The sequence below is a fragment of the Micromonospora sp. NPDC005087 genome (assembly GCF_042872965.1).
GTDB lineage: Bacteria > Actinomycetota > Actinomycetes > Mycobacteriales > Micromonosporaceae > Micromonospora.
The window spans coordinates 361559-387795 of the sequence record NZ_JBIALB010000004.1; the positions used below are offsets into that span (position 1 = coordinate 361559).

Genomic DNA, 26237 nt, shown 5'->3' on the forward strand with positions numbered 1-26237 from the left:
GTGGCGGTGAGCCGTACGATCGATGGGTGCGCCGCACCCAGTCGCCGCGGCCTACCCACGTCACGCGGCCCCGCCTGCTCACCGCCCTGACCGCCGTCGCCGTCCTCACCGCCACCACCGCCGCCTCGTGCGGCGACGACCGGCCGGCCGTCACGCTCGCCTCGGTCGCTCGCAACCCGGTCACCGAGGTGATCGACGCACCGGCGACGGTGACCGCCCGCGCCGCCGCCACCCTGACCGCCCCCGCCGACGGCACCCTGGCCAGCCTCCGCGTCGAGCCGGGACAGCGGGTGAAGCGGGGCCAGGTGCTCGCCGTGGTCGATTCACCCTCCGCGCAGCAGCGGTTCCGCCAGGCGAAGGAGGCGCTCACCGCCGCGAAGCGAGCCGGCCGGGGCGTCTCCACCGGCGACCTGGCCGGCAGCCGGCGCGGCACCGACAAGGCCGCCGACGAGGCGTTCGACGCGGCGCGCAAGGCCGCCGAGAAGATCTCCGACCCGCAGCTGCGGGACGCGCTGCTGACCCAGGTGACCTCCGCCCAACGGCAGTACACCGCGGCCGCGCGCACCGCCGACCAGGCCGTCCGCGCGGTGCAGAGGGGGATCAGCGGGCTGAACTCGGCCGTCGGCGCGCTCTCCGCGGCGCAACGGTTGCAGGCCCAGCAGGCGTACGACCTGGCGAAGGCGACCGTCGACGCGCTGACCCTGCGCGCCCCGATCGCCGGGGTGGTGCAGCCGGGCGGCACCCGGGCCGGCGGTGGCCCGGCCGGTGGCCTCGCCGGGTTGCTCGAGCAGGCCGGTGCCGCCCAGGCGGCCGGGATCGACCCGTCGGCGCTGGCCCCCAACCAGGGCGGGCCGCCCGCGGGCGTGGATGACGCGGTCGCGGTGGGCGGCCGGGTCGCCGCCGGCACGCCCGTGCTCACCGTGGTGGACACCGGGCAGCTGGGGCTGCTGGCCGAGGTGGACGAGACCGACGTGCTGCTGGTCAGGGCCGGCGTGACCGCGACGGTCGAGCTGGACGCCGTCACCGGCGCCAGTTACGACGCCACGGTCCGCTCGGTCGACGTGCTCCCCACCAACTCCGCCCAGGGCGGTGTCACCTACCGGGTCCGCCTGGCGTTGGGCACCGGAAAGCTGGCTGAGGACGAGCTGGCCCCGACGCCGCGCCCCGGCATGAACGCGATCGTCCACCTGCGGGTGCGCGAGGCCGCCGACGCGGTGACCGTCCCCGCCTCGGCGGTGTTCTCCGCCGACGGCCGGGACGCCGTCTGGGTCGTCCGCGACGGAAAGGCGGACCGGGCACCGGTGACCGTCGGCGTCCAGGGATCGGACCTGGTGCAGATCCTCGACGGTGTGCAGGCCGGCGACCGGGTCGTGGTGCGCGGTGCCGACCAGGTCCGCGACGGCCAGGAGGTGCGGTGACCGGCTCCCCGCCGGCAATCGAGGCGGTGGACGTTTCCCGGACGTACCAGCTGGACGGGGTGTCGGTCGAGGCGCTGCGCGGCGTGTCGCTGGTCGTGCAGCCGGGTGACCACGTGGCGCTGGTCGGGCCGTCCGGGTCGGGCAAGTCCACCCTCATGCACCTCCTCGGCGGGCTCGACCGGCCCACCGGCGGCCGGCTGGTGATCGGCGGCCGGGACGTCAACGCCCTGTCTCCGCCGGAGATGGCCACCCTGCGCAACGAGACGATCGGCTTCGTCTTCCAAGCGTTCCACCTGCTGCCGCGTACCTCGGCGGTGGAGAACGTGGCGCTGCCACTGGTCTACCGGGGCGTGCCGGCCCGCCAGCGCCGGGAGCGGGCTGCGGCGATGCTCGGCCGGGTCGGCCTCGGGCACCGGCTGGACCACCGGCCCAACCAGATGTCCGGCGGTGAGCAGCAGCGGGTGGCGATCGCCCGCGCGCTGGTCACCGAGCCGACGGTGCTGCTGGCCGACGAACCCACCGGCAACCTGGACAGCGTCACGGGCGCCGCGGTGCTGGAGCTGCTGGAACAACTGAACGCCGAGTCCGGGGTGGCGCTGGTGATGGTCACCCATGACCAGGAGGTCGCGGCCCGGGCCCGCCGCCGGATCACCATGCGCGACGGCGTGGTGGTGGCGGACAGCGCGGCCGACGACGACCCCACCCACCTGCATGATCGACCGCTGTCCGTTGATCATGGTCGACCTGCGACACTGGTCCCCGCTCCCAGCGCGGAGCCCCGGTCCGTGTCCGGAAGCGGCCCGGGGCACCCGTCCGGTGGCTCTGGTGGCGCCGCCGGAGCCACCGGGCGCCTTCCGCGCCCGGCTAACGGCCGTGGGACCGACGACGCCGCCGCGGTGACCGGCGACGGGAGCGAGTCGTGAGGGTCGCCGAGGCGTGGCGGGTGGCGCTGGACGCGTTACGGGCCAACCGGCTGCGCAGTGCGCTGACCATGCTCGGGGTGATCATCGGGGTGGCCTCGGTGGTGCTGCTGGTGGCCATCGGCACCGGCACCAAACAGAAGGTGGAGCAGCAGGTCGAGGGGCTCGGCTCCAACCTGCTGCTGGTCGTCCCCGGCCGGATCGAGGTGGGGACCGCGCCGGTGGTCTCGCCGCTCACGCTCAAGGACGTGGACGCGGTCACCCGGGTGGTCGGCGATCCCGATCGGGTGGCGGTCACCATCGCCTCCGGGGCGACCGCGCGGGCCGGCGCCCGCTCCGACTTCACCACCGTGCAGGGCGTACTGGAGACCACGCCGGAGGTGTTCACGCGGTCGCTGGCCCGGGGCCGCTACCTCACCGGCACGGACGTGGACACCAGCCGGCGGGTGGCGGTGCTCGGCGACTCGGTGGCCCGCGCTCTCTTCCCCGACCGGGACCCGCTCGGGCAGCAGGTGACGCTGGCCGGCGTGCGGTTCCGGGTCATCGGCGTCTTCGCGCCGCTCGGGCAGAGCCTCGGCGTCGACCGGGACGACGAGGTGCACGTGCCGGTGACCGCCGCGCAGCGGCTCTGGGGCACCCAGCGGGTGGACGGCATCGCGGTGAAGGCACCGGACCGGGAGCGCATCGACGAGCTGGGCGAACGGATCGTGGCCGAGCTCAGCCACCGGCATCCGGACACCGAGTTCAGTGCGGTCACCCAGCAGCAGATCCTCGGCGTGCTCGGCGACATCCTCGGTGTGCTCACCGGCGTGCTGGCGGCCATCGCCGGCATCTCGCTGCTCGTCGGCGGGGTGGGCGTCTCCAACATCATGCTAGTCAGCGTCCGGGAGCGGACACGGGAGATCGGGCTGCGCAAGGCCGTCGGTGCCCGCCCCCGTGACATCGGTGTGCAGTTCCTGTTGGAGGCGGTGCTGCTCACCACGATCGGTGGGCTGACCGGGATGGCGCTCGGCGTGGGTACCGCACTGCTGGTGGACGCGCTGTCACCGATCCCGGCGGCGATCACCTGGTGGTCGTTGGCGCTCGCCTTCGGCGTGTCGGCGGCCGTGGGCATCGTCTTCGGGGTGGTTCCCGCGCAGCGCGCCGGCCGGCTCGACCCGGTGGTCGCGCTGCGCGCGGAGTGAGCCACGACCACGCCGGGCTGCCGCAACCGGACGCCCGGCGCAGGCGGGGAGATACCGGGAGCGCGGACCGGGTGAACCGGCAACCAGAACATGATCAGTTGTACGAAGGGATCGCGCCGGTCACAGCCGCCCCGCTACCGTACTGGTAACACGCGCGTCGCCGGCCCGGCCCGGAGCATCCGTCGGGTTGGCACGCGCCGGGCATGGGATGGGTCGGTGAGCCATGGCCGGGTCGCAGTCCGACGGACGGCTGTCGGAGGTCAAGTTCCTCACCGTTGCCGAGGTGGCGACGGTGATGCGGGTGTCGAAGATGACGGTCTATCGCCTGGTGCACAGCGGTGAGCTCACCGCGGTCCGGGTCGGCCGTTCGTTCCGGGTGCCTGAGCACGCGGTGCACGAATATCTCCGGGGTGCCTTTCAGGAGACCGCCTGAGCCACCGCCGCGCTCACCGAGCGCGACGTAGCGGAAGCTTGCGGGCCCCACGGTCACGCCCGGAAAGCGGCATCGACGGGGGCGCGTTGGTCCTGCTGACGCTCTCCGGCTACCCTGGAGCCCGACCGAGACCCCACCGGTGCGCCCCGCCGCCCAGACTGGTCCGGTCCGTTGTCCGCAAGCGGTCGCCGTCGCCACCTGCGTGGTGTCAACCGGTCCGCCCCGCACGTTGTATCGAAAGGCTGTCGTATGGGCTCGGTGGTCAAGAAGCGCCGCAAGCGCATGGCTAAGAAGAAGCACCGCAAGCTGCTGCGCAAGACCCGCGTCCAGCGTCGCCGTCTCGGCAAGTGATCGCCGCCGGGCTTGCGGCCCGGCATCCGGCATCACTTGCCACCTGTCGACCTCCGGAGGCTCAGGTGATCAGGCCGTGGTCGTCCCGGCTCGATCACTCCTGCCGGGGTAGGTGCGTCAGATGACCCCCGGTAGCACCTCAGGTGCTCCGGGGGTCGTCGTCGTCACCGGTGTCGGTCGCTACCTGGGCGCCCACGTGGCGGCCCGGCTGGCCGCCGACCCGCGCATCGAGCGGGTCATCGGGGTGGACGCGCCCGAGCCCGGCGCCGAGTTCACCGACCTGCTGGACCGCGTCGAACGGATCCGCGTCGACGCCGGTTCGCTCGGCGGGCTCCTCGCCGACCTGGACGTCGACGCGGTGGTGCACCTCGCGCTGGTCAGCTCCGCCGACCCGCAGCACGGCGGCCGGTCGGCCATGAAGGACCAGAACGTCATCGGCACCATGCAGCTGCTCGCCGCCTGCCAACGGGCGCCCCGGCTGCGCAAGCTGGTGGTCCGCTCGTCGACCGCCGCGTACGGCGTGTCGTTCCGGGACCCGGCGGTGTTCACCGAGGAGACCGAGCCGCGCGAGGTGCCACGCGGCGGTTTCGGCCGCGACATCCTCGACGTCGAGGGGTACGTTCGCGGTTTTCGCCGTCGCCGGTCCGACGTCACCGCGACGGTGCTGCGCTTCGCGCCGTTCATCGGCTCGACCGCCGACACGACGCTGACCCGCTACTTCGCGCAGCCGCTGGTGCCCACCGTCTTCGGCCGCGATCCGCGCCTGCAGTTCCTGCACTTCGACGACGCGCTGGAGGTGCTGCACCGGTCGATCGTGGAGGATCACCCCGGCACCTACAACGTCGCCGGGCCGGGGGTGCTCTCCCTGTCCCAGGCGATCCGGCGGGCCGGTCGGGTGGCCGTCCCGGTGCTGGAGCCGGGCCTCTCCGGCGCCGCCGCGCTGGCCCGCAGCATGGGCTTCGGCCGTTACGGCCTGGACCAGGTCGACCTCTTCGTGCACGGCCGGGTGGTCGACACCACCCGGCTGGAGCGGGAGTATGGCTTCACGCCCCGCTCCACCGCCGCGGCCTTCGACGACTTCATCCGCGCCCACCACGGAGGCGTCGTGGTCACCCGGGATCACCTGGCCGTCGCTGAACAACTCGTCCTGGACGGCATCCGGCAGGTTCGCTCGGCGATGCGGGAGCGGTCGTGACCGGGTCGGGGGAGGGGCGTGACCCAGCAGGCCTCGGGCGGTTCGACGTACCGCGGGAAACGACCGCGCCAGCCGCGGAGTCGGCGCGGCGCAACGGACACCGACCGACGGACCGGGTCGCGCCGACCCCGGCGGCGGCCGACGAGGTCGACACCGCGGCCACCGACGAGCCGGCGGGCGGCCCGACCACGGACGAGCCGGCGGGTCCGGCCACCGGTGGCGATCCCGGTGGCACCGAGCCGGCCGTTTCGGATCGGCCGGGCGACCACTGGGACCGGAAGGTCGCGAACGGCCTCGCGTTCCTGCGCCGGCGGCTCTCCGGCGACTACGAGGTCGACGAGTTCGGCTTCGACCCGGAGCTGACCGACGCGGTCTTCCACCCGCTGCTGCGGCTGCTCTACCGGGACTGGTTCCGCACCGAGGTCAGCGGGGTGGAGCACGTGCCCGTCAACGGGCCCGCCCTGGCGGTCGGCAACCACTCGGGCACGGTGGCGCTGGACGCGTTGATCCTCTCGGCGGCGCTGCACGACAAGCACCCCGCTCATCGCTACCTGCGCCTGCTCGGTGCGGACCTGGTCTTCCGAATGCCGGTGGTGTCGGAGATCGCCCGCAAGACCGGTGGCACCGTGGCCTGCAACCCGGACGCCGAGCGGCTGCTCCGTAGCGGCGATCTGGTCGGCGTCTTCCCCGAGGGCTTCAAGGGCATCGGCAAGCTCTACGCCGACCGGTACAAGCTGCAACGGTTCGGCCGGGGCGGCTTCGTCTCGGCGGCGCTGCGCACCGGCACCCCGATCGTGCCGGTCGCCATCGTCGGTGGCGAGGAGATCTATCCGATGCTCGCCGACATCAAGCCCCTCGCGCGGCTGCTCAAGCTGCCGTACTTCCCGGTCACGCCGACCTTCCCGTGGCTCGGGCCGCTGGGCATGGTGCCGCTGCCCAGCAAGTGGCTGATCCAGTTCTGCCCACCGATCCCGACCGCGCACCTGACCGACTCCGCGGACGATCCGCTGGTGGTCTTCAACCTCGCCGACCAGGTGCGGGAAACCATCCAGCAGACCCTGCACACGCTGTTGGAGCGGCGGCCGGACCCGTTCGGCCCCTGAGCGGGAGTCGGGTCAGCCGCTGCGGCGGCGGCGTGACAACGCCAGGCCGGCGGTGACCGCGCCGGCGACCAGACCGGCCGCCGCGGTCGACGGTACGGCGATCTTCACAGCACGGCGGCCGGTACGGAAGTCCCGCACCTCCCAGCCACGCTGCCGCGCCTGCCGCAGCAGGGTGCCGTCCGGATTGACCGCCACCGCCCGCCCCACGGTGGAGAGCAGCGGCAGGTCGTTGGCCGAGTCGCTGTAGGCCGCGCAGCGGGCCAGGTCCAGCCGCTCCACGGCGGCGAGCTGGGTGACCGCCTCGGCCTTCGCCGGCCCGTGCATCAGGTCGCCCACCAGCCGCCCGGTGTACGCCCCGTCCACCACCTCGGCCACCGTGCCGATGGCGCCGGTCAGGCCGAGCCGGGCGGCGATCACCCGACCGATCTCCACCGGGGCGGCGCTGACCAGCCAGACCCGCTGGCCGGCGTCCAGGTGGCGCTGGGCGAGCTGGTGGGTGCCGGTCCAGATCCGGGGTGCCATCAGCTCGTCGAAGATTTCCTCCGTGAGGCGTTCCACGTCGTCCACCCGCCAGCCCTCGACGAAGGCCAGCGCTGCTTCCTTGGCCTGGGACATGTCACCGGCGTGCTCCCGGGCCAGCAACCGGAACCGGAGCTGCTGCCAGGCGAACCGGGCCAGGTCGGCGCTGGTGAAGTAGTTCCGGGCGGCGAGGCCGCGAGCGAACCAGTAGATCGACGCGCCCTGCATCATCGTGTTGTCCACGTCGAAGAACGCCGCCGCGGTCGGGTCTGGCGCGGCCGTCGGAGCCAACTCGGTCTCCGCCCAGCCGGCGGTGTGACCGTGGACGTCGGTGCTGACCGTCACCTTGCGGCTGCGGGCCACGCGTCTCCCTTCCTCGCCGGTGCGACGGATGCCTCCAGCGAGGGTAGCCGGGAAGCATGGTCGACCGGCCGGGCAGACCGCAAACTGTGGCACGACCGGCCGGACCTGCGGTATGGGAGTGGCCGGGGCGTCCGGCCGCCCCGGGTGGGTCAGCGGGTGCCGGGGCAGGCGGACGGCGCGGGGCCGAGGGCGTCGCTGGCCGCCGGCGCCGGCATGCCGCAGGCGATCGCCGCGCGCAGCGTGTCCGAGCGTTCCCGGATGCTGTCCAGCAGCACCAGAGAACGCCGGGTGCGCTCCCGGTCGGCCCGGGTGGCCCCGTCGAGCAGGTTGCTCACCGCTCGGTGCTGACCGGCGACGAAGGTGTTGACAGTGTCCAGGCTGGCCGGCTCGGCCCGCTGCACGGCGGCGGCGTTGAGCAGGCGCACACCCTGCCGGGTGTCGGCGTCCATGTCGTCGAGGACCGCGCTGTAGCCGATCCGGTCACCGCGCAGCTCGGCGGCCTCGCCGAGCCGGGTCCGGGCGAAGTCCAGGAAGAGCTGACCGCGGCTGATGTCCGAGCTGGCCAGGGCCAGCTGGGCCCGCTCGGTCGAGCGCTTCATGCCGTACAGCGCGTCGCCGGGGACGGCGTTCTCGCTGGCGGCGGAGATGCCGGAGACGGCGATGGCGCCGGCCGCGATGCCGATCAGGATCGCGCCCCGGGCGCGGGCCCGGCGGGCGGTGACCGCCGGGAGCAGCGAACCGCGGGTGGTGCTGGGGGAACGCGTGGTGGCCGGTTCGCCGGCCGGCGGGGTGGCGCCCAGCCCTTCCCGCACGGCGGTGGCGAGCAGCATCGCCCGCAGGCCGGTGCGGAAGTCGGGGTCCACCTCGACCGCCGGTGGATCGACGCTGAGCCGCTGACCCACCGCGACGAGTGGGGCGAGCTGGCCGTCCACCCGGGACCGGACGTGGTGCCGCCGGCCGCCGTTGGCCTCGTCGAGAAGCTGCGCGAAGCGCTCCGCGCGCCGGCGGGAGAAGAGGATGTTGTCCACCGCAGGCACCTCCTCTCGCTGGTCACGGCCGGTCGGCCGCCGTCGTTGCCAGCGACCGGGCGGCAGTGTGACACCACGGAGGTGAGGCCCCGTCCGGCATGCCGGTCGGACCTCGGTGACCCGGGCCTGCCGGGGCAACCACCGGTCGCACCCGGAGAAACGCCGCGGACCGGGCACGGGTTACGGGCCTGGCGGGGCGGAAATCACAGAAAGTGATGGTTGTCACCAGGCGGGACCGACTGAGCTGCCCGGACGTCGATCGACGCCCATCGGTCCCGCGGAAAAGAACTACGGCTGGAAGCCGTCGGGCAGGAGTCGGGCCAGCGCGCGGACCGCCCGGTACTGGAGGGCCTTGATGGCGCCCTCGTTCTTGCCCATCGCCCGGGCCGTCTCGGCGACCGAGAAGCCCTGGAGGAACCGGAGCACGATGCACTCCTGCTGCTCCGGGTTGAGCTGCTTCACGGCGGTGAGCAGGGCGACGTTGGTGATGTGCTCAACCACCGCGGCTTCCGGGCTGCCCTCCGGGCCCCGGTCCTCCCGGTCGGCGTCGAGCACGTCGCCGGTGGTGACCTCCAGCCGGTACCGGCCGGACTTGAAGTGGTCCGCGACCAGGTTGCGGGCGATGGTCACCAGCCAGGCGCCGAGGTCGCGGCCCTGCCAGGTGAAGCTGCTGATCCGCTTGAGAGCGCGGAGGAAGGTGTCCGAGGTGAGGTCCTCGGCGAGCTGCCGGTTGCCGACCCGGAAGTAGACGAACCGGAACACGGTGTCCACGTACCGGTCGTAGATGAGGCCGAACGCCTCGGACTCGCCGGCCTGGGCCCGCTCGATCAGCGTCCAGACCTCGGTGGCCGGGTCGGACGGATCCGGTCGGCTCGGAAAGCCGGTCGGGGTGGTGGTGGCCGGCACCGCCGGGATCACCGCCGTCTCGCCCGCGGACGGGTCGGTGGTCGCCGCCGGCGTGTCGCTGACCCGTCGGCCCTGGGCCGGCATGGTCGGTCGGGCCGGTACGGCGACCCGGCCCCCGGCCGGCTTCGAGTTCCCGCCGGGCACCGCTGGTCGCGGTGGCGGCTCGTTGTGGTGTGGCCTGTTGCGTATCCGCTGCGCTGTGCCGTCGCCCCGCACGGCGGCGCTGTGTGGTTCATCCAGCGGGGCGCGGGCCGCCGGCCGCTCGTTGACCTGGGCACGAGTCGTCTGACCGGTCAGGCCGACCGGGCGTTCCGCGTAACCGAAGGTGGTCACCGCGTCGCCCCCGTCCCGTCGGTCGCCGGGCGGGCCGGTCTGCGGGTCGTCGGTGCGGACCGACCGGGCTTCCGGTCGGGCAGGACGGTTCCGGGGTGTGCCGACGGGCGGCAGTTCCCCTTGAGGTGCTGGTCCAATGCGCTCACAGGCACGGGGGCCTCCTCGGGCTGAGGGGTGTCGACTCACGGCAAATGGGGTGAGCCGACCCGAGTGATGATAGGGCCAACGTCACCCGCGCGTGGCAAGTCCGTTACACAGGGCGGAAGTATTTCCCGCTCCATCGCACCGTCGGCGGACCGGTTGTCCGTCGTGTGCGTTTGACTTTGGAGCGGCGTGGCGCTCCAGGGTGGATCTCCTGGTCGAGGGCGGATTGCCCGTTCGGATGACCCGTCCCGCCGGGTGGTCGTGTGCGCCCGGCCGAACCGCCGACGGATGGCGTCAGCCGTCCCATCGACGGGACCTGATCGGACCGCCGGTGGCACAGAGATCAGTCCCGTGGGCGGGACTGTCGCGGCGCCGCGGTCCGGCCGCCGGGCGTGGCCTGGCGGCGCCCGCTGTGCCAGACTCGATCACCGTGCAGGACGCATCGGCAAACCCCGCGCCGAACCTCGCCGACCGGGTCCACCGGGCGGCCCTCGACCACGGCGACCGGGCCGCGCTGCACTGGCGTGACCGGACACTCAGCTGGTCCGAACTGGACGCCGCAGTGGACTCCACCGCGCACGCGCTGACCGCCACCGCGCCGCCCACCGACCCGGGCGGTACGCCGCCACGCGTCGCGATCGCGCTGCCCAACACCCTCGACTTCGTGGTCAGCTGGCTCGCCGCCCTGCGCGCCGGGCTGGTCGCGGTGCCGGTCAACCCCGGCTTCACCGCCCCGGAGCTGCGGCACGTGCTGGCCGACTCCGGCGCGTCGGTGCTGATCGGCACCGAGCGGATCCGGAGCCTGCTCGCCGAGGTGGCCGTCGATCTGCCCGCGCTCACCGCCGTGCACGGCACGCCGCCGCGGTCGGTCGACGACGCACCGGAGCCGCCCACACGCCCGCGTCGGGGCGGTGCCGACCTGGCCGTGCTGCTCTACACCTCCGGGACCGAGGGCCGGCCCAAGGGCGCGATGCTCTCGCACCACGCGCTGCTGGCCAACCACGAGCAGGTCGGCCGGATCGAGCCGCCGGTGGTCGGTCCGGAGGACACCGTGCTCCTGGCCCTGCCGCTGTTCCACGCGTACGGGCTCAACTCGGGGCTCGGCGCGGTCGTCCACCATGGCGCGACCGGCGTGCTGCTCGACGAGCCGGGGCCCACGGCGGGGCTCGACGAGATCGCCCGGCACCGGGTCAGCGTGCTGGTCGGCGTACCGTCGATGTTCCTGGCCTGGGCCGGCGTGGCGGAGGTCCGCGCGGCGACCGCCTCCGTCCGGGTGGCGGTCTGCGCCGCGGCGCCGCTGGAGCCGGCGGTCGCGGCGCGCTTCACCGAGGCCACCGGTCATCCGGTGCACATCGGGTACGGCCTCACCGAGACCGCGCCGGTGCTCACCTCGACCCTGGTCGGCGGGGTGGCCAAGGCCGGCTCGATCGGTCGGCCGCTGCCCGGCGTCCGGTTGCGCCTGGTCGGCGCCGACGGCGCGGACCTCTGGCGCGACGGCCTGGCCACCCCCGACGAGGACCCGGACGAGATGGACATCTCCGACGCGGCGCCGGGCACCGACCCGGGGCAGATCGTCGTGCGCGGCCCCAACGTCTTCACCGGCTACTGGCCGGACGGCCGGGACGGGCCGGACGCCGACGGCTGGTGGGGGACCGGCGACGTCGCGTACGCCGACGAGGACGGCGACCTCTTCCTGGTCGACCGGCTCGGCGAGCTGATCCTCGTCAACGGGTTCAACGTCTATCCGCACGAGGTCGAGCTGGTGCTCGCCGGGCACCCCGGGGTGGCCGAGTCGGCCGTACTGGGTGTGCCGCATCCCCGGACCGGCGAGACTGTCCGGGCGTACGTGGTGCCGGCACCGGGGCGGCAGGTGACCAGCGAGGAGCTGCTCGCCCACTGCGCGCGGAACCTGGCCCGGTTCAAGTGCCCGACCGGGGTCGAGTTCGTCGACGCCCTGCCGCACTCGGCGATCGGCAAGGTACGCAAGACCCAGCTCCGGTCGGCGACGCCGGCCGACCCGCCGGCGAGCGCCGACACCCGCACGGAGGTAACCGATGTCCACTGACGCCCGGCTCGCCCTGGTCACCCGCCCCGGCTGCCACCTGTGCGACGACGCCAAGGCGGCGCTCGACCGGGTGGTGGCGGTCACCGGGGACAAGTGGGTCGAGTGGGACGTCACCGGCGACGAGGGGCTGGAGCGGGAGTACGGGGACCGGCTGCCGGTGGTGATGCTCGACGGCAAGGAGCACGGCTACTGGCGGGTGGAGGAGGAACGGCTGCTGCGGGACCTGACCACGCCGCAGCTCTGAGCGGTGCCTATGGTGCTCTGATGACCCCTGCACGCCCCCACCTCGTATGGGACTGGAACGGCACCCTGCTCAACGACCTCAGCCTGGTGGTCGCGGCCACCAACGCGGCGTTCGCCAGCGTGGGCGGGCCGGTGGTCACCTCCGACGAGCACCGGGTGCGGTTCCGCCGGCCGATCGCCGAGTACTACGCCGAGGTGCTCGGTCAGGCCGTGGACGACGACGAGTTCGGCCGGCTGGACCGGATCTTCCACGACGCGTACCGCAGCGGGTTGACCACCTGCGAGCTGGCCGCTGACGCGCGGACCGCGATGGCCACCTGGCCGGGCAACCAGAGCCTGCTCTCCATGTGGTTCCACGAGGAGCTGGTGCCGACCGTGCACACCTACGGGCTGACCGGCCACTTCACCCGGGTGGACGGGCTGCGTGCCACGGTCGGCGGCGGCCGCAAGGCGGAGTCGCTCGAACGGCACCTCGCCGAGCTGGGCGTGGACGGCGCGTCGGTGGTGCTGATCGGCGACTCCATCGACGACGCCGACGCGGCGCTCGCGGTGGGTGGCCGGGCGGTGCTCTACACCGGCGGCTTCACCGACCCGGCCCGGCTGCGTGCCTCCGGTCACCCGGTCGCCGACACCCTCACCGACGCCGTGACCCTGGCCCGGGAGGTCAGTTCCGCAGGTAGGTGAGGACGGCCAGCACCCGCCGGTGCTGCTCGGTGTCCGGTGGCAGGGTGAGCTTGGTGAAGATGTTGCGCACGTGCTTCTCCACCGCGCCGTCGCTGACCACCAGGGCGCGGGCGATGGCGGTGTTCGAGCGCCCCTCGGCCATCAGAGCGAGCACCTCGCGCTCGCGCGGGGTCAGCTCGCGCAGCGGGTCGTCCCGGCGGCGTCGGGCGAAGAGCTGACCGACCACCTCCGGGTCGAGCACGGTGCCGCCGGCCGCCACCCGGCGCAGCGCGTCGAGGAACTCGTCGATCGCCGCCACCCGGTCCTTGAGCAGGTAGCCGATACCGCCACCCGCGCCACCGGTTGTGGCGAGCAGGTCGTCGGCGTACGAGACCTCGACGTACTGGGACAACACCAGGATCGGGGTACGCGGCACCAGCCGGCGGGCCTCCACCGCCGCGCGCAGCCCCTCGTCGGTGTGCGACGGGGGCATCCGAACGTCGACGATCGACACGTCCGGCCGGTGCTCCACCACCGCCTCGACCAGCGCGTCGCCGTCCCCGACGGCGGCCACCACCTGGTGTCCGCTCTCGGTCAGCAGCCGCACCAGCCCCTCGCGGAGCAGGACGGCGTCGTCGGCGATCACGATGCGCATGGCTGTGTTGTCTACCACGTCCGGCCCGCCGGGAGGGCTCGACGCGGTGTCCGCCAACTCACAGCGGAAGCTCCGCGCGGATCTCGGTGGGCCCGCCGGTCGGGCTGACGACGGCCAGTTCGCCGCCGGCGGCCCGCACCCGGTCGGCGATGCCGACCAGGCCGTGCCCCTTGGCCAGGTGCGCACCGCCCTGCCCGTCATCGCCCACCCGGACCAGGAGACGGCTGCCCTGCCGGGTCAGTGCGACGGTGGCTTCGGTGGCCCGGCTGTGTTTGGCGACGTTGGTCAACGCCTCGGCCACCATGAAGTACGCGGTGTTCTCCACCGCCGGGTCGAGTCGCCCGCCCGGCGTGCCGAGCTGCGGGTCCACCTGAAGCTCGATGGGGATCAGCCCCCGGCCGGCGAGCGCGGCCAGGGCGCTGGGCAGGCCCCGGTCGACCAGGATCGGTGGGGCGATGCCCCGGGACAGCGCCCGCAGCTCGGCCAATGTGTCCCGGGTCTGGGTGACCGCCTCGTCGATGGTCCGGCCGGCCGCCTCCGGGTCGGAGGCGAGCTGCTGCCGGGCCCGGCTGAGGTCCATCGCAAGCCGGACCAGGCGCTGCTGGGGGCCGTCGTGAATGTCGCGTTCCAGCCGGCGCAGCGCGGACGCCTCGGCGGAGACGGCGGCGCGCTTCTGCTCCTCCAGCACGGTGATCCGGTCCCGCATCTCGGCCACCCCGGTCAGCATGGCCCGGGCGAAGCTCGCCTGGAGCAGCGCGCAGCCCCGGATCACGATCGGCAGGGTGATCAGGAAGAACACCCCGATCGCGGTGGTCAGCCCGATCCGCGCGGTGGTCGAGTCGCCGAGGCCGAGCAGTTGGGCGAGGTCGCCCTCGCCGTCGCCGCGCGGCAGCGTCCAGTCGTACGCCCAGTAGAGCGAGCCGGTGACCGCGGCGGCCCACCAGGCCAGCGCCACCACGAACGTGACAACCGACACGATCAGACGCAGCACGCCGTGTGCCACGTCGAGCCAGGACTGGGCGTCCCGCATCGGCACGAAGATCCGCCGCCAGGCGTTCGCTCCCGCCTCCGGCAGCCGGTAGTGCGGCCGGATCCGGGGCTGACGGAGTACCGCCGGCAGCCGCAGCCGCTCGATGTCGGCGAGCCCGCGGGCGGCGTACAGGGTGCCGCTGATGATCGGCAGGCCGATCACCGTGACCACCAGCCCGACGCCGACCACGAGGCCCACCACGAGGACGACGAAGCTGGTCAGGGCCAGGGGCAGGCCGAGCAGCACGTACCCGGAGTCGACGAAGAGCTGGCGGGGGATGCTCGGTGCCAGCGTCGGCTGGTCGCTGGTGGCGGCAACGGCGGTCATGCCCAAAGGCTAGGCAGCCCGGGTCCGCCACCCCATCCCGAAGCCCTGCCTCTCCTCCGTAGTGCTGTCCCTACCTGTCCCGGCACGCCTGTCCGACCTGGGCGCGGGATTGGTCAGAGAAGTCGGGAATGAGCAATAATTACGCGGGCGGTGCGGGCGGACGCCGCTGGATCGATCTTGCAGAACGGAGGCGCTGGTGGGGTCGCGCCGCGCAGCGACAAGATCGCGATTTGTGCACGTCTTCACAAGCGCCTACTCTCTAGTTCCGACGCGCCCTGCTAGCACAGCCGGCAATCTCGGTCGCCAGCGGGAGTCCATAAGCGGCCGACCAGCGGAGTTGGCCGAGGATCGCACCGCACGGAGTCTCATGAGTCAGCATCGTCACCCAGGCGCGCCCGGCCGCGCCGGTGCCGTACCCGCGCTCCCGGACCTGCCCGAGGCGACCGTCGCGCGACTCCCGGAATACCTGCGTGCGCTGCACAACCTCGCCGACGTCGGCCACGAGACGGTCTCCAGCGAGGGCCTGTCCGCCGCCGCCGGCGTCAACTCTGCCAAGCTCCGCAAGGACCTCTCCCACCTCGGCTCGTACGGCACCCGGGGCGTCGGCTACGACGTCGCGCTGCTGATCGAGCAGATCGAGTACGTGCTCGGGCTCACCCAGCGCAGGGCGGTCGCCCTGGTCGGCGTGGGTAATCTCGGTCACGCTCTGGCCGGTTACGACGGTTTCGCGAGCCGGGGCTTCCGGATCGCCGCACTGCTCGACGCCGACCCCTCCCGGGTCGGCGAAGAGATCAACGGCCTGGTGGTCCGGCATGTCGACGAGCTTCCGGCGATCGCCGCGGAGGAGTCCATCGCGATCGGCGTGATCGCCACCCCGGCCGCCGCCGCCCAGCGGGTCGCCGACCAGCTGGTCGCGGTCGGCGTGACGAGCATCCTCAACTTCGCGCCGTGCGTACTCTCGGTTCCGGAGGGGGTTGACGTGCGCAAGGTCGACCTCGCCATCGAGCTGCAGATTCTGTCCTTCCACGAGCACCGCAAGGCGTCACTGACCGCGCTTCCCGCCACCGGCGGGTCCGCTCTCACCGCCCTGCCGGGTGGGCTCGCGGCCACCGACACCCAGGAGGCGATCGGCACGTGAAACTGCTCGTCGTCGGCGCGTCCTACCGGACCGCCCCGGTCGCCACGCTGGAGCAGCTGGCCGTGCCCCCCGCCGACCTCACCCGCACCCTGGACCGCCTGGTCGCCCAGCCGTACGTGGCCGAGGCGGTACTCGTCTCCACCTGCAACCGGGTGGAGGTCTACGCCGCCGTGTCCGGTTTCCACGGCGGGCTCGGCGACGTCTGCGCCGTCCTGGCCGAGCAGGCCGGCAGCTCGCCGGCGGCGCTCGCCAGCCACCTGTACGTGCACTACGACGCCGCCGCCGTGGACCACGTCTTCCGGGTCGCCACCGGGCTGGACTCGATGGTGGTCGGCGAGGCGCAGATCCTCGGGCAGTTGCGCGACGCGTACCACTGGGCCACCGGCGCGGACTCGGCCGGCCGCCTGCTGCACGAGCTGATGCAGCAGGCACTGCGGGTCGGCAAGCGGGCCCACGCCGAGACTGGCATCGACCGGGCCGGCCAGAGCGTGGTCACCGCCGCGCTGGAGCTGGCCGCCGGGCACCTCGACGGTGCCCTCGCCGGTCACCCGGCCCTGGTTGTCGGGGCCGGCGCGATGGGCTCGCTCGGGGTGGCCACGCTGTCCCGGCTGGGCGCCGGGCCGCTCACCGTCACCAACCGGGGCGCCGACCGGGCCGCGCGGCTCGCCGAGTCGTACGGGGCGAACGCCGTGCCGATGGCCGAGCTGGCCGAGACGCTCTCCACAGTGGACATCGTAGTGGCCGCCACCGCCTCCACCGAACCGGTCCTCAACCGGACGGTGGTCGGCGCGGCGCTGGCCGAGCGGGACCCGGCCCGGGGCCCACTGGTCCTGCTCGACCTGGCCGTCCCGCGCGACGTCGAGGAGGGCGTCGTCGACCTCCCCGGCGTCGAGGTGATCGACATCGACCGGATGGCGGCGCTGCTCGCCGACGGTCCGGCCGCCGCGGACGCCGCCGCCGTCGAGCGGATCGTGCTCGGCGAGGTGGAGAGCTTCCTGTCCTGGCTGCGCGGCGCCGACGTGGCGCCCACCGTGGCCGCGCTGCGCGGCCGGGCCGACGACGTGGTCACCGCCGAGCTGCGCCGGCTGGCCCAGCGCCGCCCCGACCTCGGTGACGACCTGCGGGCCGAGGTGGCCCGCACGGTGCACCGCGTGGTGCAGCGGCTGCTGCACCAGCCCACCGTCAAGGTCCGCCAGTTGGCCGCGGAGCCCGGCGGCGACCAGTACGCAGCCCTGCTGCGCGAGCTGTTCGACCTCCAGGTGCCGCAGACCTCGCCGGTGGACACCGTTCCCGACGTGGTGGCACCCGACCTCGGCGCGGCGTTCAGCGCCATCGACCCGGTGCTCGGCGCGGACGCCACCGACCCGACCCCGCCCACCGGAGGTGCGCGATGACCACCCCCCTACGCCTCGGCACCCGGGGCAGCGCCCTGGCCATGGCCCAGTCCGGTCAGGTCGCCGAGGCGTTGACCGCCGCCACCGGCCGCCCGGTGGAGCTGGTCGAGGTGATCACCGCCGGCGACCGCTCCAGCGCGCCGGTGCACCGGCTCGGCGTCGGGGTGTTCGTCTCCGCGCTGCGCGACGCGCTGGCCGCCCGGACCATCGACTTCGCGGTGCACTCCTACAAGGATCTGCCCACGGCCGCCGCCGGCGGGCTGCACATCGCCGCGGTGCCGGCCCGGCAGGACCCACGCGACGCGTTGATCGCCCGGGACGCCCGGACGCTCACCGAGCTGCCGCCCGGGGCCACCGTGGGCACCGGCGCGCTGCGCCGGATCGCCCAGCTGCACGCGCTCGGCCTGCAGCTGGAGGTCACCCCGATCCGGGGCAACGTGGACACCCGCCTGGCGCGGGTGCTCGGCCCCGAGGCCGACCTCGACGCCGTCGTGCTGGCCCGGGCCGGGCTGGCCCGACTCGGCCGGGCCGACGTGATCACCGAGACGCTGGACCCGATGCTGATGCTGCCCGCGCCCGCCCAGGGTGCGCTGGCCGTGGAGTGCCGGGTCGACGACCAGGACCTGGTCGAGCTGCTCGCCGTGCTCGACCACGCACCGTCGCACGCCGCCGTCACCGCGGAGCGCGCGTTGCTGGCCACCCTGGAGGCCGGGTGCAGCGCACCCGTCGCCGCCTATGCGGAACTCGCCGAAGGTGACGCCGGCGATGAGATCTACCTGCGCGGGGCGGTGATCAGCCCGGACGGCACTCGTGACCTCCGGCTGTCCCGCACCGGAACGCCCGCCGACGCGGCGGAGATCGGTAAGGCACTCGCCGCCGAACTCCTCGACCTCGGCGCCGACTCGATCCTCGGCCAGGAAGGAAACACCGGCTCGGGGACCCAGCAATTTGGGAGCACAGAATGACCCGCACCCGTAAGCCCGTCGGCCGTATCGCGTTCGTCGGGGCTGGCCCCGGCGACCCGGGCCTGCTGACCCGTCGGGCGCACGACGCCCTGGTCGACGCCGACCAGGTGATCTACGACCGGGGAGTCCCGGAGTCGTTGCTCGCCGTCGTACGCGCCGAGGCCAGGGACGACGCCGAATTCACCCCGGCCGAAGGCGCGCCGGGGGACGTGGCGAAGGTGCTGATCTCCGCGGCCCGGTCCGGGCTGAACGCGGTGCACCTGGTCGCCGGCGACCCGTTCGGCCACGACTCGGTGGTCAAGGAGGTGCAGGCGGTGGCCCGCACCGCCGCTCACTTCGAGGTGGTGCCCGGGGTCGGTCAGGCCGAGGGCGTGGCCACCTACGCGGGGGTCCCGTTGCCGGGTGTGCGTACCGCCGCCGACGTCGAGGACGTCAGCGCTCTGGACTTCGAGGCGCTGGCCGCAGCCGTCGGCCGGGGCTCGCTCGCCGTCGCGGTGGACGCCGGTGACCTCGCCGCCGTCCGGGACGGGCTGCTGGCCGCCGGGGTCGACGGCACCACCGGCGTCGGGGTGACCGGCGACGGCACCGGCGAGACCCAGTACACGACCACGTCGACCGTCGACAGCTTCGTGGCCGCCGCGCTCGGCTTCACCGGCCGGGTGGTGCTCACCGTCGGCGCCGCTGTGGGCCAGCGGGACAAGCTGAGCTGGTGGGAGAACCGCCCGCTGTACGGCTGGAAGGTGCTGGTGCCGCGGACCAAGGAGCAGGCCGGCGTGATGAGCGCCCGGCTGCGCGCGTACGGGGCGATCCCGTGCGAGGTGCCGACCATTGCGGTCGAGCCGCCGCGTACCCCGGCGCAGATGGAGCGGGCGGTCAAGGGCCTGGTCGACGGCCGGTACGCCTGGGTCATCTTCACCTCGGTGAACGCGGTCCGCGCGGTCTGGGAGAAGTTCGCCGAGCACGGCCTGGACGCCCGGCACTTCGGTGGCGTCAAGATTGCCTGCATCGGTGAGGCGACGGCGGACGCGGTCCGCGCGTTCGGCATCCAGCCGGAGTTGATCCCCGCCGGGGAACAGTCCTCCGACGGGCTGCTGGCCGAGTTCTCGCCGCACGACGAGATCCTCGACCCGGTGGGCCGGGTGCTGCTGCCGCGCGCCGACATCGCCACCGAGACGCTTGCCGCCGGGCTCACCGAGCGTGGCTGGGAGGTCGACGACGTGACCGCGTACCGGACGGTCCGGGCCGCGCCGCCGCCCGCCGAGATCCGGGACGCGATCAAGTCGGGCGGGTTCGACGCGGTGCTCTTCACCTCGTCCTCCACCGTGCGGAACCTGGTCGGCATCGCGGGGAAGCCGCACGCGCGTACCGTTGTTGCCGTCATCGGGCCCAAGACGGCGGAGACCGCGACGGAGTTCGGCCTGCGGGTCGACGTCCAGCCGCCGCACGCCTCGGTGCCCGACCTGGTGGAGGCGCTCGCCGCCTACGCCGTCGAGCTGCGCGAGAAGCTCGCCGCCATGCCGGCGAAGCAGCGTCGCGGCTCGAAGGTGCAGGGGCCGACCGCCCTGCGCTTCCGGTAGTCGTCTTCAGGAGGGGCTCCCATGTCGTACCCCGAGATCCGGCCCCGCCGGCTGCGCCGCACCCCGGCGATCCGCCGGCTGGTCTCCGAGACGCGGGTCGACCCGGCCGAGCTGGTCGTGCCGATGTTCGTCAAGGAGGGGCTGACCGAGCCCCGCGCCATCGCGTCGCTCCCGGGGGTGCTCCAGCACTCCCGGGACTCGCTGCGCAAGGCGGCGGTCGAGGCGGTCCAGGCCGGTGTCGGCGGGATCATGCTCTTCGGTGTGCCGGAGCATCGTGACCCGACCGGGTCCGGTGGCATCGACCCGGACGGCATCCTGAACGTCGCCATCCGCGACGTGGTGGCCGAGGTCGGCGACGCCACGGTGGTGATGAGCGACCTGTGCCTGGACGAGTTCACCTCGCACGGGCACTGCGGCCTGCTCACCCCGGGCGGCGAGGTGGACAACGACGCGACCCTGGAGGCGTACGCCGAGATGGCGGTGGCCCAGGCCGCCGCCGGGGTCCACATGGTCGGGCCGTCCGGGATGATGGACGGCCAGGTCGGCGTCGTGCGCCGGGCGCTCGACGCCGCCGGGCACCAGGACGTGACCGTGCTGGCGTACGCCGTGAAGTACGCCTCGGCCTTCTACGGCCCGTTCCGGGACGCGGTGGAGTCGGCGCTGGAGGGCGACCGGCGCTCCTACCAGCAGGACCCGGCCAACCTGCGCGAGTCGCTGCGCGAGGTGGCGCTGGACGTCGCCGAGGGCGCCGACCTGGTGATGGTCAAGCCGGCGCTGCCCTACCTCGACGTGGTGTCGGCGGTGCGGGCCGCGGTGGACGTTCCGGTCGCCGCCTACCAGGTCTCCGGTGAGTACGCGATGGTCGAGGCGGCCGCCGCGAACGGCTGGATCGACCGCGAGCGGGTGATGCTGGAGACGCTCACCTCGATCAAGCGGGCCGGCGCGCAGATCATCCTCACCTACTGGGCTGTCGAGGCCGCCGGACTGCTCCGCGAGCGCTACTGAGCGGCCGGTAGCGGGCCTCTCGCGCGCCCCCATCGCGCCCCCCCGACCCCCCTTTGCTCTGCTTCAACGGGCGCAACACTTTTCGGGTCCGGCTGTTGCGTCCGTTGAAGCAGAGCAAAGGGCGCCAACCACGCCCTCGCCCCCGCCTCCGCCCCCGCCTCCGCCCCCGCCTCCGCCTCCGCCTCGGCCCCCGCCCCCGCCGGGTGTCCACAGGTTTATCCACAGGGATTGAGCTCGGGTGGCACTACCGGGGACGGTGGCCGAATGGCGTCGGCACTCGATCCTCCTTCTCCCACCGGTCCCACCGTCGGTCAATTTCCCATTGCCGGTCTGGTTCGCCGGGCACGTCGGATCGTCCGGCTGAGCCAGCACCAGATGGCTCGCTTCGCCAAAGTTTCGCCCTCGACGGTGGGGCGGGTCGAAGCGGGCAGCCTGACCCCCAGCCTGGCCGTGCTGGAGCGCCTCCTCGCAGCGGCCGGGCTCTACATCGCCGTGGTCGACCAGAACGGCCGGGTGATTCTGCCGATGGCCGACCGGGAGGACATTCACGACGGCGCCGGTCGCCGCTACCCCTCACATCTGGACACCATCCTCGACCCGGAGCCGGGGGAGTGGTGGGCGGACATCTACGGGCTGGCCCGGCCGCCGGAGACCTATCACCGCTCCTCGGCGGATCGGGAGGCGCGGCGACGACGCAGCCAGTGGGAGGTACGGGTCGCGCAACACCGTCATCTGCCACCCCCGCCGGCCATCCACGACTACTACTGACCGCTGACGCCGGGAACGAGCGAGCGGGCCGTCGTCCGGCGCAAACCTGGACGACGGCCCGCTCGGACCAGCGAACGAGCAGAAACGGGTCAGTCGTCGTTCGTGATGGTGCCGGTCGCCGCCGGGTCGGCCAGCCGCAGGCCGGGCACGCCGGCCACCAGCAGCGTGAGCCTCTCGTCCGCCTCCCGCTTCCGGTCACCGCGCACGGTCACCGGCAAGGCCAGCGAGGTCTGCCCAGCGGCCAGGGTCCGGCAGCCGACGTACGGGTCGAAGTCCGAACCGGCCTGCGCCGTGCCGCCGAGGGTGGCGGCGCAGAGCAGCACCGGCTGGGACAACGGCCGGGACACGGTGGCGGTGAAGGTGAGCTGCCGGGTGCCCTTGTCGCCCTCGACCACCGTTGTGTCGGCGACGGTCAGCGACGCCCGGGAGCGGAACCGGGCCACCTGCGGGTCGTGGTCGCTGGAGCCCCGCGACCCGTCGCCGCTGAACTCCGCGGGCCAGTCCGCGTTGACGTGCGCTGCCCGCACCTGCACCAGGTCACCGTAGAGCGCGTCGTTGACGAACAGGTGGTCGAGCGTCTGCGCCTGCCCCTCGAAGCTGTACGAGTACGCGGCCGACGGGGTGTCCGCGACCAGGTTGTCCCACAGGTTGTGCAGGCCCGCCTCGTAGAGCGGGGCGAGCTGGTCCGACGGGGTAGGCTGGCTGCCCGTCGCGATGGGATCATCCGGGCGGGGGAAGACGTTCAGGTCCCCGCCGTAGACCACCCGGGCGTTCTGGTCGGCGGCCTCGATCGCGGTCACGATCGCCGCGCCGTACGCCGCCTGCTCCCGACGCTGCCCGACCCGGCTGTCCGGGCCGGAGGAGAAGTGGTTGCTGAGCGCGTACAGGGTGAACCGCTCCGCCGAGCCCGGCGTCGCGGCCACGCTGAACCTGCCCAACTGGGGAGCCCGGGTGAAGACGTTGTTCCCGTCCCGGCCCGTCGAGGTGTCCACGTCGGCCGGCAGCACCGCGTTGAGCGCCTTCGGGTTCTGCACGTCGGCGTTGGCCGGCAGCCCCGGGGCGCGGTACTGGACGGTCGGCGCCGAACCCAGCAGCGGGTCGGTCGCCGTCGCGGCAGCCAACGACAGCCGGTCGGTGCGGTACAGGAAGGCGGCCGTGATGCCGCGGGCGTCCGCGCCGGTCCGGTCGTAGGCAGCGGCGTACGCCGGACCGCCGGCCGCCGCCACCGCGAGCGCCAGCTCCTGGATGGTGTCCGGGGCGCCGTCGGCGTTGTTCGTGTCGCCGCAGGCCAGCGCGGCCCCGGACACCGTGCAGATGTCCTGGTCCTCGGCCTCCTGCACCAGGATCAGGTCCGGCGCGTGCAGGTCCTTGACGATCTGGTCGGCGAGCGCGGTGAGGTGCTCGCGGTAGTCCGCCTCACCGCTCGGCACGTAGTCGAACGGCGGGTTGACGCCCGGGCAGCCGGCGTTGCCGGTGAAGTCGCAGCCGTCGAACGGGTCGTCCCGGTGGTCGTAAAGGTTCTCCACGTTGTAGGTGGCGACCGCCACCTCCTGCGACCGGTCGGCCGGCTTCGGCGGGTTGTTCTTCGACGGGTCGGCCCCGGCGTCGAACTCCGCCCGCTCGACCTGGACGCCGTACTTCTCGAACGAGTAGTAGACCCCGCCCACCGCGTCCGCGCGCAGCGTGTCGAAGGTGTGCGCCGGCGGGAGCAGCGCGGTGCTGACCCCGGCGGTGGCCTTCACGCCCATGCTGCCGAGCAGCACCCGCTGGCCGTTGCCGTCGTCGAAGCGACGGGTCGGGTCGTTGTCCAGCGGGTGGGAGTCCCGGAACACCCGCCGGGCGTACGGGTCGGCGCGGTCCAACAGTGGGTCGTCCCGGTCGACCACCCACAGCTCCGCGTCGGCGGTGGAGGAGAAGACGTCCCGACCGCTCACCGCGCCGCTGCCCGCGCGTACCCGCAGCCGGGCGCCCTCGTGCCGCTCCCAGAAGCGCTGCGCGTCGGTCAGCTCAGCTGGCGGGGCCGCGTCCGTCACCGCGACCGCCGTGGCCACGTCCAGGCCGGTGGCGATCCGGCGGACCAGCGAGGCACCGGAGAGCTGAGTGAAGTTGAAATACTCGGACACCCGGGCCCGGAGCACCACCTCGTCGCCGACCGTCGGCACGTAGCCACCGATCAACGAGGTGAACGTGCCCATGAACACGAAGATGCCGTCGGAGCTGGTCGGGTCGCCGTCGGTGTCGCCGGTGCGGCTCTGCAGGAAGAACCCGTGCTGTTCCGCCCCGGCCGAGGTGCGGGCCAGGGTCAACTGGGTGATCACCCCACGTACGTCGTACAAAGTGCTGCTCGTGCCGTTGCCGCTCGCCGGTGCGAGCGGCGACCGGTCGGTCGGGCCGGACTCGGCGTCGGTGGTCGGGCCCTGCACCTCGCCGACGGTGAGCTCCCGGGTCACCTGCACGACCAGAGCGCAGCTGGCGGTGCCGCCGCCCGCGTCGGTCGCGGTCACCGTGACGGTGTACGCCCCGGCGGCGAGGTCGGCGCTCGCGCTGACCGTGGCGCGGGCGGTGCCACCCAGCCCTTCGGCCGGGGTCAGCGCGGTGCGGGTGATCGAGCCGGTGGCCGGGGTCGGGCTGACCGCGCTCACCGCCAGGTCGACGACGGTGTCATCGGGGTCGGTGGCGGTGACCTCACGGGTAGCCGCCGTGCCGGCAGCGGTGACCAGCGGCCCGCCGCAGGTCAGCGTGGCCGGCGCGTCGACCGGGCCACCACCGTCCACGGTGTGCGTGCCGAGCCCGTCGAAGGTGTCGACCGGGAAGCCGGCCCACTGCGCGGCGGGATCGAACGCGTCCGACGGGTCGGTGTCACCGGCGGTCACGGCGGGCAGCCGACGCAGGGTGTTGTCGGCCGTGCTGGTGACGCCGGTGCCCCACTCGGTGCCCGGGTCGACACCCACCTGGCCGATCGAGTCGAGCACCGTGGTGCCCCGGCGCAGCACGATCGCGTCGTCACCGTTGAACAGGCTCGCCCCGGTCGTCTGGTCGGCCTGGGCGAGGATGGCGGACCCGGCCGAGGCGCTGGCGAACACGAACGCGTCGCCAGCGGCCACCGTCCCGGTCAGCGCGATGTTGGTGGCCGTGGCGGAGCCGTTGAAGAAGAGCTGGAGCTGGTAGCCGCCGGTCGTGAGGTCGACGGCACCACCGGTGCCGTTGAACAGCTCGATCGCCTTGTTGTTCGACGAACCTTCGACGTACTCCGAGATGAACAGGTCGGTGGGTGCGGCGCTTGCCGCGGTGGGTGCGACGCCGAGGGCCGTGACGGTCACGGCGACGGTGGCGGTCGCGAGCGCGGCGATTGTGCGGCGCGGGCGCATAGGGCCTCCACGATGGGTGGATGGGAATCAACGCACGTTAAGGTGCGCGACTGTCCACCGTCCATCCCCCATTGGACAGTTTCGTGAATTCTTTCAGCGTGGCGGATCGATGCGGTGCACCAGCTCGGCGATGTCGACGCTGTATTCGCACCAGTCCCGGTCGGGCCGGTAACCCAGCTCCGCGTTGACCTTGAGCATCGCCTCGTTGGCCTGGGCGTTCCAGGTCTGCACCTCGGCCAGCTCCGGCTCGGCGGAGCGCAGCTCCCGCAGCATCCGGGCCTTGATCGCTCGATCGATGCCGTAGCCCCGGTGGTCCTGGGCGACGATCGTGTCGTACTGGTCGGCGCGGGTCGGGTGCTGGGCCGGCACCACCACCTCGGTCAGGCCGGCCACCTCGCCGCTCTGCTCGTGCCGAGCGAGCACGATGTACGGCTTCATGCCCCGCCGGTGGAGGGTGTCCAGGCTGTCCCGCAGCCGCTGCGGGTCGTAGGAGCTGGGGCGCAGCTCGCCGTCGTCGACGTCGCGCACCTCCGCCTTGGCCCGCGCGTACGCCTCGATCAGGTCGTCCGGCGGCCCGCCGGGGAAGAACTCCAGGTGGTAGCCCGCGCCGATGCCGGTGGCCATTCCGGCCAGCTCGGTCCAGTCGACCGTGGAGAGGTCGAGCACGCTGCGGGTCTCCACGTACTCCCGGGTGAAGCCGAGCGCCTCGTAGAAGCCCACCGCCGGCGTGTCGCCGACCACCTCGACCCCGATCGACCGGAAGCCCTCCTGGTAGACCCGGCGGGCAGCGCGCAGCACCAGGTCACGGCCGAGCCCGGCGCGCCGCACGGACGGGTGCACCAGCACTTCGAGCACGCCGATGTCGCCCAGGAGCAGCACGTGGACCTGCCCGAGCACCGCGCCCGGACCGCCGGGGTCGGTCGGATCGGCCTGGGCGATCCAGGAGAGCCGCCGCTCACCGGGCATCACCTCGGCGAGGTATTCCCGCAGGGAGTCCTCCCGCCACGGCGGGTCCTGCGGCAGATCGACCGCCAGAACCGCGTTCAGCGTGTCCAGCAGCGACGCGATCTCGGCGGACGACGCGGTCCTGGGGTCCCACTCGCGCACCATCACCTGTCTAGCTTGCCGCTAACAGCTGCCCG

23 protein-coding genes are annotated in these 26237 nt (G+C 73.3%); 16 read left to right on the forward strand and 7 right to left on the reverse strand.

Annotated elements, in window-relative coordinates; all coding sequences use genetic code 11:
- The first annotated feature begins 26 nt into the window (after window positions 1-26).
- From ACFYPS_RS12815 to ACFYPS_RS12845, 7 genes are all read left to right on the forward strand, one after another.
- Window positions 27-1418 (forward strand): efflux RND transporter periplasmic adaptor subunit, encoded by a 1392-nt coding sequence (locus tag ACFYPS_RS12815; protein ID WP_387324472.1) that lies wholly within the window; start codon window positions 27-29, stop codon window positions 1416-1418.
- Window positions 1415-2341, forward strand: coding sequence for an ABC transporter ATP-binding protein (locus ACFYPS_RS12820; protein WP_354963618.1), 927 nt, complete (start codon window positions 1415-1417; stop codon window positions 2339-2341). Before ACFYPS_RS12815 ends, ACFYPS_RS12820 begins: the two co-directional genes overlap by 4 nt.
- Window positions 2338-3522, forward strand: coding sequence for an ABC transporter permease (locus tag ACFYPS_RS12825; protein WP_354963619.1), 1185 nt, complete (start codon window positions 2338-2340; stop codon window positions 3520-3522). Before ACFYPS_RS12820 ends, ACFYPS_RS12825 begins: the two co-directional genes overlap by 4 nt.
- A gap of 223 nt (window positions 3523-3745) precedes the next feature.
- The gene (locus tag ACFYPS_RS12830; protein ID WP_007465625.1) at window positions 3746-3955 is read left to right on the forward strand and encodes a helix-turn-helix domain-containing protein; all 210 of its coding nucleotides are present in this window, start codon (window positions 3746-3748) and stop codon (window positions 3953-3955) included.
- A 249-nt stretch (window positions 3956-4204) separates the two neighbouring features.
- On the forward strand, window positions 4205-4306 hold the full coding sequence (locus ACFYPS_RS12835) for a 30S ribosomal protein bS22 (RefSeq protein ID WP_007465623.1): 102 nt from the start codon (window positions 4205-4207) through the stop codon (window positions 4304-4306).
- A 121-nt stretch (window positions 4307-4427) separates the two neighbouring features.
- Complete coding sequence (locus tag ACFYPS_RS12840; RefSeq protein ID WP_354963620.1) at window positions 4428-5501, forward strand: NAD-dependent epimerase/dehydratase family protein; 1074 nt, start codon at window positions 4428-4430, stop codon at window positions 5499-5501.
- Entirely contained in the window at window positions 5498-6604 is a 1107-nt protein-coding gene (locus tag ACFYPS_RS12845; RefSeq protein ID WP_354963621.1) for a 1-acyl-sn-glycerol-3-phosphate acyltransferase, read from the forward strand. Before ACFYPS_RS12840 ends, ACFYPS_RS12845 begins: the two co-directional genes overlap by 4 nt.
- Before the next feature lie 12 nt (window positions 6605-6616).
- Here the strand turns inward: ACFYPS_RS12845 and ACFYPS_RS12850 are convergent, their stop codons facing one another.
- From ACFYPS_RS12850 to ACFYPS_RS12860, 3 genes are all read right to left on the reverse strand, one after another.
- Entirely contained in the window at window positions 6617-7516 is a 900-nt protein-coding gene (locus ACFYPS_RS12850; protein ID WP_354963671.1) for an HAD-IB family hydrolase, read from the reverse strand.
- A 119-nt stretch (window positions 7517-7635) separates the two neighbouring features.
- Window positions 7636-8514: a DUF5667 domain-containing protein gene (locus ACFYPS_RS12855; RefSeq protein WP_354963622.1), complete on the reverse strand. Its 879-nt coding sequence runs from the start codon at window positions 8512-8514 to the stop codon at window positions 7636-7638.
- Window positions 8515-8802: 288 nt separating this feature from the next.
- Complete coding sequence (locus tag ACFYPS_RS12860; RefSeq protein ID WP_354963623.1) at window positions 8803-9753, reverse strand: ECF subfamily RNA polymerase sigma factor, BldN family; 951 nt, start codon at window positions 9751-9753, stop codon at window positions 8803-8805.
- A 574-nt stretch (window positions 9754-10327) separates the two neighbouring features.
- Here ACFYPS_RS12860 and ACFYPS_RS12865 point away from each other — a divergent pair.
- The 3 genes from ACFYPS_RS12865 to ACFYPS_RS12875 are packed head-to-tail and all read left to right on the forward strand — an operon-like array spanning window position 10328 to window position 12889.
- Entirely contained in the window at window positions 10328-11962 is a 1635-nt protein-coding gene (locus ACFYPS_RS12865) for an AMP-binding protein (RefSeq protein ID WP_387324478.1), read from the forward strand.
- Window positions 11952-12206 carry a glutaredoxin family protein gene (locus ACFYPS_RS12870; RefSeq protein WP_354963625.1) on the forward strand — a complete coding sequence of 85 codons (255 nt, stop codon included), beginning with the start codon at window positions 11952-11954 and terminating at the stop codon, window positions 12204-12206. Before ACFYPS_RS12865 ends, ACFYPS_RS12870 begins: the two co-directional genes overlap by 11 nt.
- A 20-nt stretch (window positions 12207-12226) precedes the next feature.
- Window positions 12227-12889 (forward strand): HAD hydrolase-like protein, encoded by a 663-nt coding sequence (locus ACFYPS_RS12875; RefSeq protein WP_354963626.1) that lies wholly within the window; start codon window positions 12227-12229, stop codon window positions 12887-12889.
- Here the strand turns inward: ACFYPS_RS12875 and ACFYPS_RS12880 are convergent.
- Together ACFYPS_RS12880 and ACFYPS_RS12885 are read right to left on the reverse strand one after the other, a co-directional pair.
- The gene (locus ACFYPS_RS12880; protein WP_074314799.1) at window positions 12870-13523 is read right to left on the reverse strand and encodes a response regulator transcription factor; all 654 of its coding nucleotides are present in this window, start codon (window positions 13521-13523) and stop codon (window positions 12870-12872) included. The genes ACFYPS_RS12875 and ACFYPS_RS12880 overlap by 20 nt on opposite strands.
- Window positions 13524-13581: 58 nt before the next feature.
- Complete coding sequence (locus tag ACFYPS_RS12885; protein WP_354963627.1) at window positions 13582-14880, reverse strand: sensor histidine kinase; 1299 nt, start codon at window positions 14878-14880, stop codon at window positions 13582-13584.
- A gap of 367 nt (window positions 14881-15247) precedes the next feature.
- On the opposite strand from ACFYPS_RS12885, the gene ACFYPS_RS12890 reads away from it, so the two are divergent.
- From ACFYPS_RS12890 to ACFYPS_RS12915, 6 genes are all read left to right on the forward strand, one after another.
- A complete protein-coding gene (locus ACFYPS_RS12890) occupies window positions 15248-16018 on the forward strand; it encodes a redox-sensing transcriptional repressor Rex (RefSeq protein WP_354963628.1) in 771 nt (256 codons plus the stop codon).
- Window positions 16015-17412 carry a glutamyl-tRNA reductase gene (locus ACFYPS_RS12895; RefSeq protein WP_354963629.1) on the forward strand — a complete coding sequence of 466 codons (1398 nt, stop codon included), beginning with the start codon at window positions 16015-16017 and terminating at the stop codon, window positions 17410-17412. Before ACFYPS_RS12890 ends, ACFYPS_RS12895 begins: the two co-directional genes overlap by 4 nt.
- Window positions 17409-18377: a hydroxymethylbilane synthase gene (gene hemC / locus ACFYPS_RS12900; protein ID WP_354963630.1), complete on the forward strand. Its 969-nt coding sequence runs from the start codon at window positions 17409-17411 to the stop codon at window positions 18375-18377. Before ACFYPS_RS12895 ends, hemC begins: the two co-directional genes overlap by 4 nt.
- Window positions 18374-19954, forward strand: a complete 1581-nt coding sequence (locus ACFYPS_RS12905; protein WP_354963631.1) for a uroporphyrinogen-III synthase — start codon at window positions 18374-18376, stop codon at window positions 19952-19954. The genes hemC and ACFYPS_RS12905 overlap by 4 nt, the downstream gene beginning before the upstream one ends.
- Window positions 19955-19975: 21 nt before the next feature.
- The gene (gene hemB, locus ACFYPS_RS12910) at window positions 19976-20959 is read left to right on the forward strand and encodes a porphobilinogen synthase (protein ID WP_354963632.1); all 984 of its coding nucleotides are present in this window, start codon (window positions 19976-19978) and stop codon (window positions 20957-20959) included.
- A 264-nt stretch (window positions 20960-21223) separates the two neighbouring features.
- Window positions 21224-21727 carry a helix-turn-helix transcriptional regulator gene (locus ACFYPS_RS12915; RefSeq protein WP_354963633.1) on the forward strand — a complete coding sequence of 168 codons (504 nt, stop codon included), beginning with the start codon at window positions 21224-21226 and terminating at the stop codon, window positions 21725-21727.
- Between the two features lie 89 nt (window positions 21728-21816).
- Here ACFYPS_RS12915 and ACFYPS_RS12920 read toward each other — a convergent pair whose 3' ends face one another.
- Both ACFYPS_RS12920 and ACFYPS_RS12925 read right to left on the reverse strand, forming a co-directional pair.
- Window positions 21817-25095 (reverse strand): lamin tail domain-containing protein, encoded by a 3279-nt coding sequence (locus ACFYPS_RS12920; protein ID WP_387324485.1) that lies wholly within the window; start codon window positions 25093-25095, stop codon window positions 21817-21819.
- A gap of 93 nt (window positions 25096-25188) precedes the next feature.
- Window positions 25189-26205 carry a GNAT family N-acetyltransferase gene (locus ACFYPS_RS12925; protein WP_354963672.1) on the reverse strand — a complete coding sequence of 339 codons (1017 nt, stop codon included), beginning with the start codon at window positions 26203-26205 and terminating at the stop codon, window positions 25189-25191.
- Window positions 26206-26237 lie beyond the last annotated feature (32 nt).